Raw genomic sequence first — 17,915 nt, forward strand, 5'->3', positions numbered from 1 at the left:
CCCGTCCTCCGCGAAGACGGGAGGGGGGCTCGGCGGCAGCCCGAGATCGGTGCCGGCCGCCCGATGCGCGACCGGCTCGGCCGCCAGCGCCCGCTCGACCCGCCGCACCCGGTCGGCCACGGCCGCGAGCCCCGCCAGGACGGCGCCGGCCGAGGCGACGGTCGCCCCCGCGATCACCATCGCGAGACCGCTCTCCAGGCGTACGAACGGGAACCCCTGGATCACCGAGGCGGCACCGCCGATCATCATGGCGACGGCGAGCGCGAGCAGCGCAACGATCATGTTACTCTCTGGTACAGACCGGACGTCCGGCCCGGAAACAGTAAATCCCTGGCCCGGTTTTGCAAAATCCGAAAGGGCATGGCCCGTGCCCCGGCCCCGCGTCGTCCACGGAACTTGTGGAGGGCGCTCGCGGCCCGCGGGTGGCGCCCGCCGGACCCGCGATTCCGGGTCCAAGGCCAAGCTTTCCCCGTGCACGGGGCCGGCACGGGGGCGGACGGCGTTGCCGTGGCCTCGGCACCGACTTACCTAAGCGGCCGTTGCCTTGAGGACGGTGCGCGCCTTGCGTGGCCGCCGGCACAGGATTCACCCCGAGGATGCGGCCTCGCCTGACGCCGCCTCCCATTCCCGGAGCGATGCCAATGACCTTCACCCTGCCGGAACTCCCCTACGCCTACGACGCGCTCGGCCCCTACATGTCGAAGGAGACCCTGGAGTTTCACCACGACAAGCACCACAAGGCCTATGTCGACACGGGCAACAAGCTGCTCGAGGGCACGGATCTCCAGGGCAAGAGCGTCGAGGAGATCGTCAAGGCGAGCTACAACACCAATCAGGCGCTCTTCAACAACGCCGGCCAGCACTACAACCACATCCATTTCTGGCAGTGGATGAAGCCGAATGGCGGCGGCGCCATCCCCGGCGCGCTCGCCAAGAAGATCGACGAGGATCTCGGCGGCGCGGAGAAGTTCAAGGCGGACTTCATCCAGGCCGGCATCGGCCAGTTCGGCTCGGGCTGGGCTTGGCTCGCGGTCAAGGACGGCAAGCTCGCCATCCTGAAGACCCCGAACGGCGAGAACCCGCTCGTGCACGGCGCCAAGCCCATCCTCGGCGTCGACGTGTGGGAGCACTCCTACTACATCGATTACCGCAACCGGCGCCCCGACTACCTGAAGGCCTTCATCGAGAACCTCGTGAACTGGGAGCACGTGGAGCAGATGTACGCCGAGGCGACCAAGTAGGGCGGGCCTCACCTCTCCCGTTCGGGAGAGGTCGAGGGCGCGGCACGCGCACCGGGTGAGGGGGCGGCCCTGCCGGAAGAGCCGGAACCCCTCACCCCGGCCCTCTCCCGGACGGGAGAGGGCGCGCGTCGCGCCCCTTGAGATGCGGCGCGAAACCGGCTCTTGATGCGCCCCGCCGGGCCGACCCGGCCGAGACAGGGCGCCCAGGTCATTTCCTCCCCCAAGCAAGTCATTTCCTCCCCCAAGATCGAACGCCGGACGGCCTCCGCGGGCCTCCGCCCGTGATCCGCTCCATCCTCTCCGTCGGCGGCTGGACGCTCGTCTCCCGCGTCACGGGCTTCGCCCGCGACGTGGTGATGGCCGCGGTGATGGGCGCAGGCCCCGTGGCCGACGCCTTCGTGGTGGCCTTCCGGCTGCCGAACCATTTCCGCGCCATCTTCGGCGAAGGCGCCTTCAACACCGCCTTCGTGCCGGCCTATGCGAGCCGGGCCGAGGCCGGGGCGGCGGGCGAGGCCCGCGCCTTCGCCGACCGCGTCTTCACCCTGATGCTGATCGTGCAGGCGGTTCTCGTCGCGCTCGCGCTGCCCCTGATGCCCCTCGTGGTGCGGGCGCTGGCCCCCGGATTCGCCGAGGACCCGGCCCGCTTCGACCTCGCGGTGGCGCTGACCCGCATCACCTTCCCCTACCTCCTGTTCATGACGCTTGTGACGCTGCTCTCCGGCGTGCTCAACGCGCACCGCCGCTTCGCCGCTGCCGCCGGCGCGCCCGTTCTCCTCAACCTCGCGATGCTGGCGGCGCTCGGCCTCGCCTTCCTGGTCCCGAACGCGGCCTACGCCGCCGCCTGGGGCGTCGTGGTCTCGGGCGTGCTGCAGCTCGCCCTCGTCTGGTGGGATTGCCGCCGCGCCGGCCTCGCCCCGCACCTCGCCCGGCCGCGTCTCGCCGACCCCGACATGCGCCGCTTCTTCAAGGTGCTGGGGCCGGCCGTGATCGGCTCGGCCGGCTTCCAGATCGCGGCCTTCGCCGACACCATCATCGCGAGCCTGCTGCCGACCGGCGCCGTCTCGGCCCTCTACTACGCCGACCGGCTCTACCAGCTCCCCTTCGGCGTCATCGCCATCGCCGCCGGCACGGTGCTGCTGCCCGAGATGAGCCGGCGCATCGCGGGCGGCGACGTGGCCGGCGCGCATGCCGCGCAGAACCGGGCCGCGGGCTTCTCGCTGGCCCTCTCGGCCCCCTTCACGGTCGCCTTCCTGACCCTGCCGGGCCTCATCATGACGGCCCTGTTCCAGCGCGGCGCCTTCAGCGCGGAGGATGCCGCCCGCGCGGCCTCCGTGCTCGCCGCCTACGGCCTCGCGCTGCCCGCCGTGGTGCTCGTGCGCAGCGCGGTGGCGAGCTTCTACGCCCGCCACGACACCGCGACGCCGCTGATCGCCTCGCTCACCGCCATCGCGGTCAATGTCGGCCTGAAGGTCCTGCTCACCGGCCCCTACGGCGTGACCGGCCTCGCCCTCGCCACGGCTGTCAGCCAGTGGGTGAACCTGATCCTCCTCGTCGTCCTCGCCCTGCGCCGGGGCTGGACGGCGCCGGGACGGGGGCTGCTCGTCACGATCCTCGGCGTGGTGATCGCCTGCGGCGCGCTCAGTGTCGTCGCGCTCTACGGCCTGCCCCTGGCCGACCGGCTGGTGCCGCCGCTCCCGCACCTGCGCGAGGTCGCGGTGCTCGCGCTCCTCGGCAGCGCCGGCTTCGCGGTCTACGGGCTCATCCTCCTCGGCACGCTGCGCCTGTTCGGCCTGCGCCTGCGGCGAACCTGACGTCTGGGCGGACCCCACCCCTGGGCGGGGCGCCGGCCCGCGCCATCTCGGGGGGCCGAACCGACGCGGTGGCGCCCATGTCCGAGACCCTGCTCGCCGGCAAGAGACTTGCCGTCTTCGACGCCTACGGAACCCTGTTCGACGTGCATTCCGCGGTGCAGCGCCATGCCGGGGCCGTCGGCCCCGAGGCCGGCCCGCTCTCGGAGGCGTGGCGCACGAAGCAGCTCGAATACAGCTGGGTCTACGGGCTGATGGGGCGCTACCGGAGCTTCTGGTCGCTCACGGAGGCGGCCCTCGATTATGCCCTGGCGAGGCACCCGGGCGTCGACCGGCGCCTGCGCGGCCGGCTCCTCGACGCCTACCGCGACCTCGACGCCTATCCGGAAGTGCCCGCGACCCTCGACGCCCTGCGCGCCCGCGGCCTGGCCACGGCGATCCTCTCGAACGGCGACACCGCCATGCTGGAGCGCGCGGTCGCCTCGGCGGGCCTCGGGCGCCACCTCGACGCGACGCTCTCGGTCGATCCGGCCGGGACCTTCAAGACGAGCCCCGCCGCCTACGCGATCCCCTGCGATCGGTTCGGAATCGGCCGAGAGGCGGTGCTGTTCGCATCCTCGAACCGCTGGGACATCGCCGGCGCCACCGCCTTCGGCTTCACGACGGCCTGGGTGAACCGCATGGGCGCGCCGGACGAGTACGCCGACCTGCCGCCCGGCCGGGTGATCGCCAGCCTCGACGCGCTCTTGGCGCCCGCCTGACCGGCCGCCGGCCGGGGGGCTCGACCCGGGCCCTTCGGGCGGATGATCGCGATCTACGCGCGGCGGTCCCGAAACGAGATCGCACGCGCACGGAGGTACACAATCAGGGGTCGAGTTTCGAGGCCGGTCCCGGCCGCGCTCAACCGGATTGTGCGCGGCGCATTCGCGGATTCTTAAACATCCGGGTGTTGGATTTCCCTCAACACGAACCGGAGATTTCGCGCGTGCGCCTCGACCCTTCCGTCATCCTCGTCCGGGCCGCCCTCGCCGGCGCCCTCCTCATCGGCGCCGGGGCGCAGGGCGCTTCCGCCCGCGACGGCATGAACGCGGCGATCCTCGGCGGCGTCGCCGGCGGCGTCCTCGGCGGGGTCGCCGCCAACGCCCTCATCAACGGCGCCCAGCCCGCGCCCCCGCCGCCGCCCGCCTACCGGGCGCGGCCCGCCTACGTGGAGGAGGAGGCCGTCGTGGTGCGCCCGCGCCGCGCGCCCGTCTGCCACTACGAGCGCCGCAAGGAATGGCTCGACGAGGACAATTTCGTCTACAAGCGCGTCGAGGTCTGCGAGTAAGATCAGGGCGTTAGGCCGCCTTCGTCAGCAGCCAATCCTCCACCACGAGGGCGTCGAGCCCCGTGGTGTAGAACATCAGGATCGCGTCCTCCGCCGTGTGGAGGATCGGCTTGCCCATCACGTTGAAGCTCGTGTTGAGGAGGATCGGCACGCCGGTCAGGTCGCGGAACGCCGCGATCAGGGCGGCGTAGGCCGGGTTGCGCGCGGGCGTCACGCTCTGGAGCCGGCCCGTGCCGTCGGCATGCACCACCGCCGGCACCGTCTCCCGCACGCCCTCGCGCCAGACGAGCGTCCGCTCCATGTAGGGGCTGTCGGCATAATCCTCGAACCAGTCGGGCCCGGCCTCCGCCAGGATCGAGGGCGCGAAGGGCCGGAACGCCTCCCGGTACTTCACCTTGGCATTGAGCGCGTCCTTCGCCCAGGCCGGCCGCGGATCCGCCAGGATCGAGCGGTTGCCGAGGGCGCGAGGCCCGAATTCCGCCCGCCCCTGGACCCAGCCGACGAGGCCGCCCTCGGCCAGGATGCGCGCCGCCTCCCGGGTCACGCCCCCATGCCCGAGCCGGCGCGCGCGGGGCTCCCAGGCGGCCATCCGCTCGAAGGGCTCGGTCGAGACCCGCGAGCCGAGATAGGGCGTCAGGGGACGCGCCGCTTGCGGAGGCCCGCGCCAGTCCGGATGGTCCTCGGCATAGGCGAGCCAGGCGGCGCCGACCGCGTTGCCGTCGTCGCCCGGCGCCGAAGGCACGTGCAGGTGCCGGAAGCCGGAACGGCCGAGCAGCCTGCCATTGTAGGACGAGTTGAGCCCGCAACCGCCCGCCACGACGAGGTTCTCGTGGGGCGCGAGCCGCCACGCCTCGTCGACCAGGGCGTCCATCAGCTCCGCGAAGATGTCCTGCCCGCAGCGGGCGAGGTCGGCCCAGCCGCTCTCGAGGGCGTCCGCCGGGCGCCGCGCCAGGATCGCGCCGGCGACCGCCTGCACCGTCGCCTCGTCCGCGAAGCGCAGGCGCCCGTCCTCGACCGAGAACAGGCGGCGCAGGAGCGCCATCAGCTCGGGATCGGTGCGGCCGTAGGGGGCGAGCCCCATGATCTTCCACTCCTCCCCCTTCACCTGGTCGAAGCCGGCGAGGTCCGTGACGAGGCCGTAGAGGAAGCCGACGGAGCCGCGCCCGCGATGGCGGCGCACCTCCTCGATGCGGCCGTCGCTCAGCCGGTAGAGAGCGGCCGCGCCCGTCTCGCCCATGCCGTCGACGATCAGCGCCGTCGCGTCGGAGAAGGGGCTGCCCCAGAGGCCGTAGGCCGCATGGGTGAGGTGGTGGGGATAGCGCCGCTGAGCGCGGATGGCGGCCCGCGGGCTGCCGCCGCCGCCTCGGATCTCCTGGTTGAGGGCGAGCAGCGTGCCGTAGCCGGCGCGCGCCTGCGCGAGGGCGAGGTCGGCGATGAAGATGCGCTCGGCCTGCTCGGGCACGAAGGAGCGGTTGAGCGTGCTCGGGTGGCGGGCGAGCGCCTCGAGCGCGAAGGCGCCGCTCGCCCCCTGGCCCGTCAGGAAGTCCGTGAACTGAGCCCCCCAGCTCGAGGCCACCACGATCTCGGCGCCGTCCGGCACGTGCGCCTTCAGGAGGCCGACCATGCGCGAGGCGGGGTCCGGCTCGCAATTCGGGGCCCGCTTGTACTGGAGGTAGCGCTCCGCGGCCTCCGCGAAGAGGACGTCGCCATCCGGCCCGACGAGGGCCAGCGCCGGGTCGTGGAAGGTCGTCGCGAGGCCGAGATAGTAGCGCATCGGGCGCCTCTCCATGCGGGCGGCCGCGCGGGGCCGGATGGGCGGCGGGGTTACAGGTCGTGGCCTCGGGCCGCAACGGTCAGGCTGGCTTCGGTGCGGCGCTCGCCCGTTCCCGGCCTGCGGTGAGGGCGAGGAGGGCCGCTCCGACGATCCCGGAGAGCAGCGAGCCGCCGAGCACGCCGAGCTTGGTCTCCGTCTCGTGCGCGGCATCCGCGAAGGCGAGGCCGCCGATGAACAGGCTCATGGTGAAGCCGATGCCGCACAGGATCGCGACGCCGTAGACCTGCGCCCAGGTCGCTCCCGCCGGCCGGGACGCCAAGCCCGCCGCGACGGCGAGGCGCACGCTCGCGAAGATGCCGGCCTGCTTGCCGAGGAAGAGCCCGAGCGCCACGCCGAGGGTGACCGGGTGCAGGATCGCCTCGGCCGACACCCCGACGAGGCGCACCCCGGCATTGGCGAAGCCGAAGACCGGCACGATGAGATACGTGACCCAGGGCGTCAGGGCATGTTCCAGCCCGTGGAGCGGCGAGGTCGGGTCCTCCGGCCTGCCCGGGCTCGGCCGGATCGGGATCGTGAGGGCCAGTAGCACCCCCGCAACCGTGGCGTGCACGCCGGAGCGCAGCACGAAGAACCACAGGGCGAGGCCGAGCACGAGGTAGGGCGCGAGCCGCGCGACGCCGCGCCGGTTGAGGGCGGCGAGCGCGCCGAGCGTCAGGGCGGCGAGCCCGAGCATCGTCGGGTCGAGCCCGCCCGTGTAGAAGAGGGCGATGATGAGGACGGCGCCGAGATCGTCGACGATGGCCACGGCGCTGAGGAAGATCTTGAGGGAGACGGGCGCCCGGGCGCCCAGCAGCGCCAGCACGCCGAGGGCGAAGGCGATGTCGGTGGCCGCCGGGATCGCCCAGCCGCGCAGCGTCCCGGCGCCCGCGTTGAGGGCGACGTAGACGAGGGCCGGCACCACCATGCCGCCCAGGGCGGCAAGGCCCGGCAAGGCCCGGTCCGGCCAAGTGCGCAGGCGCCCGTCGAGGGCCTCTCGCTTGATCTCCAGGCCGACGAGCAGGAAGAACACGGCCATCAGGCCGTCATTGATCCAGTGCAGCAGGCTCAACGGGCCGAGGGGCAGGTGCAGCGCCTCGGCGTAGGCCTCCGCCAGGGGCGAGTTCGCCACGATCAGGGCGAGCGCTGCGGCCGCCATCAGGACGAGGCCACCCGCCGCCTCGCTGGTGAGGGCGGTGCGGAGCGCGGAGAGCGGGCGCGGCCTGTTCATGCGGGTCCCCGCGCGTCAGGACTTCGTGCCGCCGCCGAGCACCGCACGGATCAGGCGCTTGCCGTCCTCGCTCGACCACTCGGCCGGCCCCTTCATCACGCCGATCTCGCAGCCGCCCGCGTCGATGAGAAGCGTCGTCGGCAGGCCGGTCGAGCCCGTGTCGCGCTGAACCGCGGGCAGCACGCGCCCGCCGGGATCGGCGTAGTAGGCGAGCCGCGTGATGCCGTTGTCGCGCATCCAGGCCGGCGGCCGGTCGAGGTTGCGGGTGTCGAGGTTGATCGCCACCACGGCGAAATCCGGCCCGCCGAACTCGCCCTGGAGCCGGTCGAGGGCCGGCATCTCCGCCTTGCAGGGGGCGCACCACGTCGCCCACAGGTTGACGAGGAGCGCCCGGCCCCCGAGCGCAGCGAGCGACGTCTCCGCGCCGTCCGGCCCCTTGAAGACGAGGTCGGGCGCGGGCTTCGGCACGTCGAGGAGTTGCATCGCCGCGACCTCGCCGCTGGCGTGCGGGCTCGCGCGGGCGATCGTCTCCGCGGCCCCTGGGCAAGGGCCGGCGACCTCGGGCCCGTTGCCGCCGCGGCCCGTCCCGTATAGGGCGAGGCCGGCGCCGAGCGCGGTGACGAGGGCTGCCCCCACGGCGAAGGAGGCGAGGCGGCCGGGCCTCATCCTTGCGATCCCGCGACGGGCCGGTGCGGCGAGAGGGTGTGACAGGTCATGAGCAACCGGATGTGGGGCGGGCGCTTCGCGAGCGGCCCCGCCGAGATCATGGAGGAGATCAACGCCTCCATCGGGTTCGACAAGCGCCTCGCGCCCCAGGACATCCGCGGCTCGCTGGCGCATGTGGCGATGCTGGGCGAGACCGGCATCCTGCCAGCGGAAGATGTGGCCGCGATTTCCGCCGGGCTCAAGTCGGTCCAGGCGGAAATCGAGTCCGGGCAGCTCGCCTTCAAGCGCGAGCTCGAGGACATCCACATGAACGTGGAGAGCCGCCTGCGCGAGATCGTCGGCCCTACGGCCGGGCGCCTGCACACGGCGCGCTCGCGCAACGATCAGGTCGCCACCGACATGAAGCTCTGGGTGCGCGACACCCTCGACAGCCTCGACGGGCAGGCCGAAGACCTGCAGCGGGCTCTGGCCGAGAAGGCGCTCACGCATGCCGCCACGGTGATGCCGGGCTTCACCCACCTGCAATCGGCCCAGCCCGTCACCTTCGGGCACCATCTCCTCGCCTATGTCGAGATGCTCGGGCGCGACCGCGGGCGCCTGCGCGACGCCCGCGCGCGGCTGAACGAGTGCCCCCTCGGGGCGGCCGCGCTCGCGGGCACGTCCTTCCCGATCGACCGGCACGCCACGGCGGCGGCGCTCGGCTTCGACCGGCCGACGGCGAACTCCCTCGAGTCCGTGGCCGACCGCGACTTCGCCCTCGAAGCGCTCTCGGCGGCCGCGATCTGCGCCGTGCACCTGTCGCGCTTCGCCGAGGAGCTCGTAGTCTGGACCTCGGCGCAGTTCGGCTTCGTGAGGCTGTCGGACGGCTTCACCACCGGCTCCTCGATCATGCCGCAGAAGCGCAACCCGGACGCGGCGGAACTCGTGCGGGCCAAGTCCGGCCGGATCATCGGCGCGCTCTCGGGCCTCCTCATCGTGATGAAGGGACTGCCCCTCGCCTATTCGAAGGACATGCAGGAGGACAAGGAGGGCACCTTCGACGCGCTCCAGACCCTCTCGCTCTGCCTTGCCGCGATGACCGGCATGGTGCGCGATCTCGAGCCCGTGCCGGAGACCCTCGCCCGCGCCGCCGGCTCGGGCTACGCCACCGCCACGGACCTCGCCGACTGGCTGGTGCGGGAACTCGGCCTGCCCTTCCGCGACGCGCACCACGTCACCGGCCGCCTCGTCGGCACGGCCTCCGCCCGCGGCGCGGGGCTGGAGGAGCTGTCGCTTGCCGAGATGCAGGAGGCGGAGCCGCGCATCACGGAGGCCGTCTACGCCGTGCTCGGCGTCGAGAACTCGGTGACGAGCCGGACCAGCTACGGCGGGACCGCGCCGGCCAACGTCCGTGCCCAGGCCGAGCGCTGGCTTGCACAGCTTAACGGGGAAAAGGGCTGAAAAACGTGCAGGCAACCGCCATCTCCGCGCGTGCGTTCACGGCTCAGCTATGTGAACCTCGCTAAGAGGCGGTCCGAGCGCATCGGAGATCGTGCATGCCCCTGGAGAGTTGGATCACGCCGGACGAGACGGACGCCCTCGCGGCGGCCGCGCGGGCGCAGATCGACGCGGCCCTGACCGGCCACCCGTCGACCGACCGCGAGGCTTACTGGGCCTCTGTGCGCAAGGCCTACAACACGCCCTACAACGACCCGGCGCCCCGCAAGCGTCCCGCCGTCGAGATCCCCGCCCCGCCCGCCGACCTGCCGAGGCCCGCCGACCTGCCGAGTCCCGCCGTGATCGCCGGCCTCGGTGCCCCCCCGGCCGAGATCCACGCGGCCTGAACCTCCGAGGGGCGGCGTCTCTCGATGCCTGCCGCGGCAGAGGACCGGGGCGGCAACCGGGGCGCGCCCCTTGCCCATCGCGCGCTCAAGCTTCACAAGTTGCGCGAACAAGCCCTGCCGCGGTGCGGGGTTCGCCGCGTTCGTCTGCCTGCCGCCCGCGGCGGTCGGCGTGCGGCGTCCTGGGCCGCCCCATCAGGATGTGTCGATGCTTCGTGTTGCGCGCTGGCTCACTGCCGGATCCTTCGCCCTGGCCGGGCTTGCGGCCCCGACAGGCCTCACGGGAAGCGGCCGTTTCGTGACCGGCGCATCCGCGCAGGAGGCCGAGCCGGCGCCGACCTCGCGGCGGCGCGGGCGCGAGCGGTCGGCCCCGAAGCCCGCCGTCGCTCCGCCCGGCACGCAGCAGGCCGTGCCGCTCGCCACCTTCGGGGACTGGAACGTCTTCGTGAACGGGCAGGGCAGGGCGCGGATGTGCTACGCGATCGCCCAGCCGACCGCGCGCTCCCCCGCCACGCTGAAGCGCGACACGGCCTATTTCTTCGTGACCGTGCGCAAGGGCGAGAACGTCCAGAACGAGGTCGCGGTGATGCTGGGCTTCCCCTCGAAGCCGGCGGCGGCCCAGGTGAAGCCCGGCGCGCCTCCGGCCGCGACGGACCCGACGCTCAACCTCGGCAGCACGCGCTACGGCCTCGTCGTGAAGGACGGCAATGCGTGGTTGCAGAACCCGGCCGACGAGGCCCGCGTCGTCGCCGAGATGAGCGCGCGCAACCTGAAGCTCGTCATCAAGACGACCTCGCTGCGCGGCAACCCGACGAGCGACGAGTACGCGCTCGGCGGGTTCGCGGAGGCGATGAAGAAGACGCGCGAGGAGTGCAAGTAGGAGGCGGCCGGCGGAGGCAGGGCCACCGCCGGAGGCGTGGGGGACTCTGCCGTCAGACCGCCTGCAGCCGGCGCGCCGCTTCGTGGCGAGGACGATGCGCGCCGCGGCGGACCCGCTCGCGGGCGGCCCGCGCCGCCTGCTCGACGCTGCGGAAGACCGTGCCGTCGAGGGCGTCGAAATCGCGCGACGACGAGAAGAAGCGGACGCCGCCGTGCTCGGGCACGGCGATGCCCGCGGTCGTCTCGCCGACCTCGATGATGCGGGTGGGGGCGGGCTCGCTGTAGGGGCGGGACCGGGCCTGCGGGGGAAGGGAAGCGATCTCGGTGGGCGGCAGGACCTCGACGAGGGTGGGGCTGCCGGCGTGAAGATGGGACATCGGACGAAGAACTCCCTGGGCCGGAACGGAACCGGCCATGCGATAGCTGGGCGACGTGACGGTGGGATGAGCGTCAGCGTCGACAGCACTCGCGGGACCGGCGCGGCCATGCACGGGCAACGGAGAGGTCCGGGAAGATCTGACGAACGGTCACGGCAAGTCATCCTTTCGTTGAAGGACCACGAGGCGCGAGCGCTTCGCGGTGCTTTAGCGTTTGGTGACGCGGCGCAAGCTACACACTTCAAATCACCGCGGCCGAAGGACATCGCGAAGACATCGTCCGGCAGATATGAGGATGGTATCGCCGGCCTTTCCCGTCAATGGCAGGCTTTTTCGAATTCGGGCGCCTCACTAGGACGGACAGGGCCCGCGGGCGGCTCCGCGCGACCGCTTCCTTCGCGGGCCGCCCGCCCCGGTGCCCTCAGGCCGTCGCGGCGATCACGCTCATGAGGTCGCGGTAGTCCCGGAAGACCCGCACCGCGCCGGCGGCGGCGAGGTCGGCGCCTGTCGGATCGTGCCTCCAATGGCCGCCTCCGGTGAAGCCGACCACGCTCATGCCGGCAGCACGGGCGGCGGTGACGCCCGGCACGCTGTCCTCGATGACGAGGCAGGCGGCCGGCTCGACGCCCATCCGCCCGGCCGCGTGCAGGAACAGGTCCGGGAAGGGCTTGCCGCGCGCCACCTCCGCGGACGAGAAGACCCGCCCCTCGAAGAGCGGCATGAGGCCGGTCAGCGTCAGCGTGTGGCGCAGGCGCACGGGATCGCTGCTCGAGGCGACGCAGGTGGGGATCCCGAGGGTGCGGACCGCCTCCGCGACGCCCGCCATCGCGCCGAGATCCCGGTCGAAGGCCGCGAGCGTGTCGGCCTTGACCCGCTCCACGAAGCCGTCCGGGGCGGCGACGCCGTAATCCGTCGCCACGTGCGCCATGATCGAGGGCATCGAGGTGCCTGCAAAGCGCGCGCGCACCGTGTCGACGTCGATCGCCACGCCGATCCCGTTGAGGGCGGCCGTGAGGCAGCCGAGGCTGATCGGCTCGCTGTCGATGAGCACGCCGTCGCAATCGAAGATCACGAGCGCGGGCCCGCCCGTCTCCGCCGCGGCCGCCCGGCTGCCTCCGCTTCCCTCCAAACGCCGTCCCTCCCGCTGAGCCGCGCGCCCTGTGGCATGGCGGTGCGGCTCAGGCAATCGGCCCCATCGTCGCTTGCGCCGGGGCGGGCGCGCCCCTACTCCACCGCGGATGGCGGCCCGCGCCCGGGCCGCGCGACGGGGCCCGAGGTCGAAGACGCGCGATGTTCCGCTTCCTGCTCCGCTTCCTCGGCTTTCTGCTGCTCGCCGGGGGCTTCGTCGCCCTGGTCTACGACGGCGCCCGCTCGGTCGCGAATAACGGCCTGCGGGTGACTCCCCTGAGCGATCTCCTCTTCACCCTGTTCAAGGACAAGGCGAGCGCCCTTCAGGCAACGGTGGAGGGTGTGGCCCCCTGGCTCTGGCAGGTGCTGGTGCTGCCGCTGACGCTGGCGCCGGCTTCCCTCCTCGGGCTCGGCCTCGGCGCGATCCTGCTCTGGCTCGGCCAGCCGGCCCGCGAGCCGATCGGGTTCCTGACCCGGCCCTGACGGACCCTTCCGGGGCGGGAGGCCGGCCCCCTTCTTCGGACGAGGCCCTAGCTCGCGCGCCGCCAGCGTTGCGCGACGTGCGGGGCGATCAGCAGGCCGGGCGGCGGGGCGGAACTCGGCGGCGGTGCGATCAGCGCCTCTTCCAGGAAGGCGAGGGCGGTCTGCAGCCCGTGCAGCGTGTAGGGCTTGGCGATGACGCCGAGGGCGCCGCCGAAGGAGCCGTCGATCTCCGCGCCGCGTTCCGCCCCGCCGAGCACGCGCCGGTCGTTCGCCGTGACGAAGATGACGGGGATGCCCGCGTCCCGAGCGAGGCACCGGCCGACGCGAAATCCGGTCTCGCCGTCGCACAGGCGCAGGTCGACGAAGGCGAGGTCCGCGTCCAGCGTCTCGGCGGTCCGGATCGCCTCCTCGCCCGACATCGCGGTGGCCACGACCTCGTGGCCCGCGGCCGTCACCAGCGCCTCGAGCTGCATCAGGAGGATGGCTTCGTCCTCGACGAGGAAGACGCGTAGGGACCGCTGGTCCATCATGCGGATCGGGGATCTCTCGGCCGGTGCGGGAAGGCGACCGCAGGGGGCGATGCGGTTCGCGCGTGACGTGGCTTTGCGGGGCGGCTCCAAGCCTTGCGGCGGGCGCGGCGGTTCAGCCGGACAGGATCAGCTCCACGCGCGTGCCCTTGCGCGGCGCGCTCGCCACGGTCAGCCGGGCGCCGAGCTGGCGGGCGAGGGTCCCCATCAAGGACTGTCCGAAGGTGGACCGCGCCTCGGCCGCCTCCGGCATGCCGATCCCGTCATCCTCCACGACGATGCGGATCTCGCTTCCGGCGGCGACCTGCACCGCAATGGTGCCGGGCCGACCCTCGGTGAAGGCGTGCTTGAGGATGTTGGTCACGATCTCGTTGAGCAGCAGCGCGACGGCGACCGACTTGTCCGCGTGGATCACCGCCGAGGCGAGGTCCAGCTCGACCCGGATGTCGCTGCGCCCCGTCGCCCCCACGAGATCGGCCACGAGATCGCGCACGAAATCCGCGATGTCGAAGCGGGAGGCGCTCTCCGACTGGTGCAGGCGCCGGTGGACCGTGCCGAGGGCCTCGACCCGCTGCAGGGTGTCCAGCATGGAGGCCCGCGTTGACGGATCGGGGATCCGCTGGCTCTGCAGCACGATCATCGCGGCGATCATCTGGAGGTTGTTCTTCACCCGATGGTCGATCTCGTGGATCAGGGTGGTCTTGACCGCGAGCGCCTCCTGCAGCGCCTCGTTCTCCGCCTCCCGCTCGCGGATCAGCCGGTAGCGCTCCGTCACGTCGAGTTGAGCCGCGAAGTAGAATTGCAGCGTGCCGGACTTGGCATGCACCGGGTTCAGATGCAGGGCGGTGTAGAAGGTCGAGCCGTCCTTCCGGTAGTTCAGGAGGTCGATCTCGATCGAGCGCTCGGCGCGGACCGCCTCGCGAACCCGGGCAATCGATTTCGGGCAGGTGCCGGGTCCCTGCAGGAAGCGGCAATTGCGGCCGGTCACCTCGAAGCGCTCGTAGCCCGTCATCCTGAGGAAGGCCGGGTTCGCGAAGACAATGGGATTGTCGTGCCTGCGCGGGTCGGTCACGACCATCGGCAATTGCGTGGTGCGGATGATCGCGGAGAAGGGGTCGATCTCGCCGAATAACGGGTCGATCTCGCCGAATTCAGCACGCGTGCGCTCCGCGAGACGCGAGGCGTCGGCGTTGTCCATGGTCCCTCCCCGACCGATCGAGCGGCGACGCCGGGGGCGCCGCGCCGCGAACGCTATCGTACGGCTCGCGCTAGTCAAGACTTGGCAGGACGATCGCACGATGCACAGGCGATCAACACAACCTTGAATGGGATTGTCCCAGGATTATTCGGGGGATAGACCAGTATCTCTACGTATTTGTCGCCTCTCGTTCGCTCCCTGCGTCTCGAGCAAGTCGCCCGCGCCGTTCCGGCTTGGGCCGACGCTTCCGCCGCGCCGTCGGGCACCCCATATTCGGCCGAGATGTGGTGCACGCACCTTCCGAGAGGAGAGACGATGTTCCTGTTCCGCAAGCGGGCCGAGATGCCGGCCCCGGCCGATGCCCTGCCGGGCCGCCCCAGCCCGATCCCCACCGCCGAGACCCACTTCGTCAACGGGAACCCGCTCAAGGGGCCCTATCCCGATGGCCTGCAGGCGATCGGCCTTGGCCTCGGCTGCTTCTGGGGCGCCGAGCGCAAGTTCTGGCAATTGCCCGAGGGCGTTTACGTGACGGCGGTCGGTTACGCCGCCGGTTACACGCCGAACCCGACCTACGAGGAGGTCTGCAGCGGGCTGACGGGCCACAACGAAGTGGTGCTCGTCGTGTTCGACCCCGCCGTCCTCCCCCTCGAAGCCCTGCTCAGGACCTTCTTCGAGAGCCACGACCCGACCCAGGGATATCGCCAGGGCAACGACGTCGGCACGCAGTATCGCTCGGGCATCTACGTCACGGACCCCGCGCAGGAGGAGACGGCGAAGCAGGTGCGGGCGGCCTATGCCGAGGCGTTGAGGGCGAAGGGCTACGGCGACGTGACCACGGAGATCCGGCCGCTGGAGCACTTCTACTTCGCCGAAGGCTACCACCAGCAGTATCTCGCCAAGAACCCGGGCGGCTATTGCGGGCTCGGCGGCACCGGCGTCTCCTGCCCGATTGGCACGGGCGTGGCGGCCTGAAGCCGGGCTCAGCTCAAGCTTCGTCTTGCCGGTGTCGCCCGCCCATGCGACACCGCCCGCCACGGTGAAGCGGGAGACGATGGCAGATGCTGGAGCGGACGTTCGAGCGGGCTCTATTCGCGTGCCGGTGGCTCCTCGCCCCGTTCTACGCGGCTCTGGCGATCGGGCTGTTCGTGCTCCTCGTCAAGCTCCTGCAGGAGCTCGCGCATTTCATCCTGCACGCGCTCGACTCGAACGAGTCCCAGACGATCCTCGGCGTGCTGACGCTGGTGGACCTGTCCTTCACCGCCTCGCTGCTCATCATCGTGATGTTCTCGGGCTACGAGAACTTCGTCTCGAAATTCGACCATTCGGACCATAAGGACTGGCCCGAATGGATGGGCACGATCGACTTCACGGGGCTGAAGCTCAAGCTGATGTCCTCGATCGTGGCGATCTCGGCGATCCAGCTCCTGAAGGCCTTCATGGACATCAAGGCCAATTCCGACCGCGAGCTCGGCTGGCTCGTCGGCCTCCACATGGTGTTCGTGATCTCGGGTCTCCTGATGGCCCTGACCGACCGGGTCGCGGCGGGCCATCACGACAAGTAGGCGGCGCCTCAGCGCGCCTTCAGCACGCTGCGGCAGGCCGCCGGCAGGGCCGCGAGCGTCATCGGGGGCTTGGGCTTCGGCTTCACCTTCGGTGGCTTCGGGTGGAGCACCGCGTCGCTGAACCAGTAGGCGAGCTCCTCGCCGCAGCCGTCGCCGCCGGGCGGCGGAGCCTGGTCGTCGCACGCCTCCGCCCCCGCCGGGCAGGCGAGGCGGATATGGTAGTGGTAATTGTGCCCGTACATCGGGCGCACCTTGGTGAGCCAGCCGCGCTCGCCCCCCGCCTCCCGGCAGAGCGCCTTCTTGATCGCCGCGTTGACGAAGATGCGCGCCACCTCCGGCTGCTGGGCGGTGAGGCGGATCAGCCGCGTATGGGCGGGCGTCCAGACCTGCGGGTCGATGTCGAGGCGGTCGGAGCGGACCATGTCGGTCGCCGAGGTCTCCTCGCGCTCCACCCGGCTCATCCGGTGCCCGGGCATGGGGGTCAGCCAGACGTCCGCGTCGAGGCCGAGCTGGTGCGAGGCGTGGCCCGTCAGCATCGGGCCGCCGCGGGGCTGGGACATGTCGCCGACGAGGAGGCCCGGCCAGCCGACCTTCGGCGCCTTGGCGGCGAGCCGCTCCATGAAGTCCACGAGGTGGGGGGTCCCCCACATGCGGTTGCGCGACAGGCGCATCACCTGCCACGTCGCCCCATCGACGGGCAGCGCCTCGCCGCCGGCGAAACAGCCCTTCGCGTAGGAGCCGTAGGCGTGCGCGGGCCCAGGCGCCGGTGTGGTCGCCCGGCCGAACAGCTCCTTGGCCGGGACCGTCGGCGCGTCGGGATCGGCGAGGGGCGGCAGCGGCCTCGGGTTCACGCTGCCCTTGTCCTGGGCCTGCGCGGCGGAGCCCGGCGCGAGGAGGGGAGCGAGCATCGCGAGGGCGATGGCGGAGCGGGACAAGCGCGGCTGTTTGAGCATGGGCGGCAAGCTATCCGGTCGGGCGCCCCCGCGTCGAGGGGCTGGGAAGCGCGCCGGAACGTCGCCGCGGCACGGGGCGTTTTTCGGGCGCCTTCAACCGAGAGGAATAGACCGTGAGCGATACAATCTCTGATGGGGGTTCGCGCAGTCTCATCGCCAGCGACCGGGTGATCGGCACGGACGTGCGGCGGCCGGACGGCGAGCGCGTCGGCCGAATCGAGCGCCTGATGCTCGACAAGGCCTCGGGGCGCGTCGCCTACGCGGTGATGAGCTTCGGCGGCTTCCTCGGTCTCGGCGGGGGCTATCACACCCTGCCCTGGAGCGTTCTTCGCTTCGTCCCGGACTTCGACGCCTACGTCGTCGATCTCTCCGAGGATCAGCTCCGCGACGCGCCCACCCGCACCCCCGAAGGGACCGACCCGGCCGAGGACCGGGATTGGGAGGAGCGCGTTCACCGCCACTACAACGCCGCTCCCTACTGGGGCGTCTGAGGCCGCCTACGTGACCGGGCCGCACCAGCCCGGCAGGTAGCCGGCCTCCGGCGATTTTGCGAGGGCCATCGCCTCCTCAAGGGCCGCCGAGAAGTCGGTCTCGATGCGCTTCGCCTTGACGCGACGGCGCAGGAAGTCCGCCCACAGGAACTCGCTGAAGGGCGTCGTGTCCTTGGCGAAGCCCCCGGCGCGGCGTAGCTCCCCAGCGAGGCTGCGATAGGGGTCGTCGGCGAGGTCCGACACCGCCTTCGGGATGTCCCGGAATCCGGCCCGCACGCCTTGCGCGTCGTAGGGATGCGCCCAGGCCCGATGATCGCAGACTGTCCAGAAGGCGTCCTTGTCGAGCTTGTGCAGGTCGGCCACCACGGTGACGAGCACGGTCTCGACGCCTTCGAGCTGCAGGGCGCGGCCGAG

20 protein-coding genes and 1 pseudogene are annotated in these 17,915 nt (G+C 71.7%); 11 read left to right on the top strand and 10 right to left on the bottom strand.

Features of this window, described 5'->3' with window-relative positions:
- Positions 1–282, bottom strand: a pseudogene (locus E1J50_RS21770) (hypothetical protein); the annotation flags it as partial.
- A gap of 359 nt (positions 283–641) precedes the next feature.
- On the opposite strand from E1J50_RS21770, the gene E1J50_RS21775 reads away from it, so the two are divergent.
- The 4 genes from E1J50_RS21775 (at position 642) to E1J50_RS21790 (ending at position 4,376) form a co-directional block, all read left to right on the top strand.
- The gene (locus E1J50_RS21775) at positions 642–1,241 is read left to right on the top strand and encodes a superoxide dismutase (RefSeq protein WP_109896233.1); all 600 of its coding nucleotides are present in this window, start codon (positions 642–644) and stop codon (positions 1,239–1,241) included.
- Between the two features lie 281 nt (positions 1,242–1,522).
- Positions 1,523–3,052, top strand: coding sequence for a murein biosynthesis integral membrane protein MurJ (gene murJ, locus E1J50_RS21780; RefSeq protein WP_132255876.1), 1,530 nt, complete (start codon positions 1,523–1,525; stop codon positions 3,050–3,052).
- Between the two features lie 77 nt (positions 3,053–3,129).
- The gene (locus tag E1J50_RS21785; protein WP_132255877.1) at positions 3,130–3,810 is read left to right on the top strand and encodes a haloacid dehalogenase type II; all 681 of its coding nucleotides are present in this window, start codon (positions 3,130–3,132) and stop codon (positions 3,808–3,810) included.
- Between the two features lie 224 nt (positions 3,811–4,034).
- A complete protein-coding gene (locus tag E1J50_RS21790; protein ID WP_405029808.1) occupies positions 4,035–4,376 on the top strand; it encodes a hypothetical protein in 342 nt (113 codons plus the stop codon).
- Positions 4,377–4,386: 10 nt separating this feature from the next.
- On the opposite strand, the gene E1J50_RS21795 is transcribed toward E1J50_RS21790, so the two are convergent.
- The 3 genes from E1J50_RS21795 to tlpA form a co-directional block, all read right to left on the bottom strand.
- Positions 4,387–6,150, bottom strand: a complete 1,764-nt coding sequence (locus E1J50_RS21795; protein WP_132255878.1) for a carbamoyltransferase family protein — start codon at positions 6,148–6,150, stop codon at positions 4,387–4,389.
- 79 nt (positions 6,151–6,229) lie between these two features.
- A complete protein-coding gene (gene nhaA / locus E1J50_RS21800) occupies positions 6,230–7,417 on the bottom strand; it encodes a Na+/H+ antiporter NhaA (RefSeq protein WP_132255879.1) in 1,188 nt (395 codons plus the stop codon).
- A gap of 15 nt (positions 7,418–7,432) precedes the next feature.
- A complete protein-coding gene (gene tlpA, locus E1J50_RS21805) occupies positions 7,433–8,083 on the bottom strand; it encodes a thiol:disulfide interchange protein TlpA (RefSeq protein ID WP_132255880.1) in 651 nt (216 codons plus the stop codon).
- A gap of 48 nt (positions 8,084–8,131) precedes the next feature.
- On the opposite strand from tlpA, the gene argH reads away from it, so the two are divergent.
- The 3 genes from argH (at position 8,132) to E1J50_RS21820 (ending at position 10,783) form a co-directional block, all read left to right on the top strand.
- The gene (gene argH, locus E1J50_RS21810) at positions 8,132–9,523 is read left to right on the top strand and encodes an argininosuccinate lyase (RefSeq protein WP_132255881.1); all 1,392 of its coding nucleotides are present in this window, start codon (positions 8,132–8,134) and stop codon (positions 9,521–9,523) included.
- A 95-nt stretch (positions 9,524–9,618) separates the two neighbouring features.
- Positions 9,619–9,906 (top strand): hypothetical protein, encoded by a 288-nt coding sequence (locus tag E1J50_RS21815; RefSeq protein ID WP_132255882.1) that lies wholly within the window; start codon positions 9,619–9,621, stop codon positions 9,904–9,906.
- Between the two features lie 205 nt (positions 9,907–10,111).
- Entirely contained in the window at positions 10,112–10,783 is a 672-nt protein-coding gene (locus E1J50_RS21820) for an invasion associated locus b family protein (RefSeq protein ID WP_132255883.1), read from the top strand.
- A 52-nt stretch (positions 10,784–10,835) separates the two neighbouring features.
- Here E1J50_RS21820 and E1J50_RS21825 read toward each other — a convergent pair whose 3' ends face one another.
- Together E1J50_RS21825 and E1J50_RS21830 are read right to left on the bottom strand one after the other, a co-directional pair.
- Positions 10,836–11,159 carry a hypothetical protein gene (locus tag E1J50_RS21825; RefSeq protein WP_245516693.1) on the bottom strand — a complete coding sequence of 108 codons (324 nt, stop codon included), beginning with the start codon at positions 11,157–11,159 and terminating at the stop codon, positions 10,836–10,838.
- A 421-nt stretch (positions 11,160–11,580) separates the two neighbouring features.
- A complete protein-coding gene (locus tag E1J50_RS21830; RefSeq protein WP_245516694.1) occupies positions 11,581–12,288 on the bottom strand; it encodes an HAD family hydrolase in 708 nt (235 codons plus the stop codon).
- Positions 12,289–12,449: 161 nt separating this feature from the next.
- Here E1J50_RS21830 and E1J50_RS21835 point away from each other — a divergent pair, with 161 nt between their 5' ends.
- On the top strand, positions 12,450–12,770 hold the full coding sequence (locus tag E1J50_RS21835; protein ID WP_132255884.1) for a PetM family of cytochrome b6f complex subunit 7: 321 nt from the start codon (positions 12,450–12,452) through the stop codon (positions 12,768–12,770).
- 47 nt (positions 12,771–12,817) lie between these two features.
- On the opposite strand, the gene E1J50_RS21840 is transcribed toward E1J50_RS21835, so the two are convergent.
- Both E1J50_RS21840 and E1J50_RS21845 read right to left on the bottom strand, forming a co-directional pair.
- Positions 12,818–13,300, bottom strand: a complete 483-nt coding sequence (locus E1J50_RS21840; RefSeq protein WP_132255885.1) for a response regulator — start codon at positions 13,298–13,300, stop codon at positions 12,818–12,820.
- Positions 13,301–13,412: 112 nt separating this feature from the next.
- Entirely contained in the window at positions 13,413–14,495 is a 1,083-nt protein-coding gene (locus E1J50_RS21845; RefSeq protein ID WP_132255886.1) for a histidine kinase dimerization/phosphoacceptor domain -containing protein, read from the bottom strand.
- Positions 14,496–14,810: 315 nt separating this feature from the next.
- Between E1J50_RS21845 and msrA the strand changes: the two genes are divergently transcribed.
- Together msrA and E1J50_RS21855 are read left to right on the top strand one after the other, a co-directional pair.
- A complete protein-coding gene (msrA, locus tag E1J50_RS21850; RefSeq protein WP_132255887.1) occupies positions 14,811–15,467 on the top strand; it encodes a peptide-methionine (S)-S-oxide reductase MsrA in 657 nt (218 codons plus the stop codon).
- Positions 15,468–15,553: 86 nt separating this feature from the next.
- On the top strand, positions 15,554–16,057 hold the full coding sequence (locus E1J50_RS21855) for a TIGR00645 family protein (protein ID WP_132255888.1): 504 nt from the start codon (positions 15,554–15,556) through the stop codon (positions 16,055–16,057).
- An 8-nt stretch (positions 16,058–16,065) separates the two neighbouring features.
- Here E1J50_RS21855 and mepA read toward each other — a convergent pair whose 3' ends face one another.
- Positions 16,066–17,010 (bottom strand): penicillin-insensitive murein endopeptidase, encoded by a 945-nt coding sequence (mepA, locus tag E1J50_RS21860; RefSeq protein ID WP_132255889.1) that lies wholly within the window; start codon positions 17,008–17,010, stop codon positions 16,066–16,068.
- A gap of 113 nt (positions 17,011–17,123) precedes the next feature.
- Here mepA and E1J50_RS21865 point away from each other — a divergent pair, with 113 nt between their 5' ends.
- Positions 17,124–17,501, top strand: coding sequence for a PRC-barrel domain-containing protein (locus E1J50_RS21865; protein WP_132254611.1), 378 nt, complete (start codon positions 17,124–17,126; stop codon positions 17,499–17,501).
- 6 nt (positions 17,502–17,507) lie between these two features.
- Here the strand turns inward: E1J50_RS21865 and E1J50_RS21870 are convergent.
- The coding region (locus E1J50_RS21870; protein WP_281024587.1) for a ParB-like protein at positions 17,508–17,915 on the bottom strand (408 nt) is incomplete at its 5' end.

Source organism: Methylobacterium segetis (genome assembly GCF_004348265.1).
Lineage (GTDB): Bacteria > Pseudomonadota > Alphaproteobacteria > Rhizobiales > Beijerinckiaceae > Methylobacterium > Methylobacterium segetis.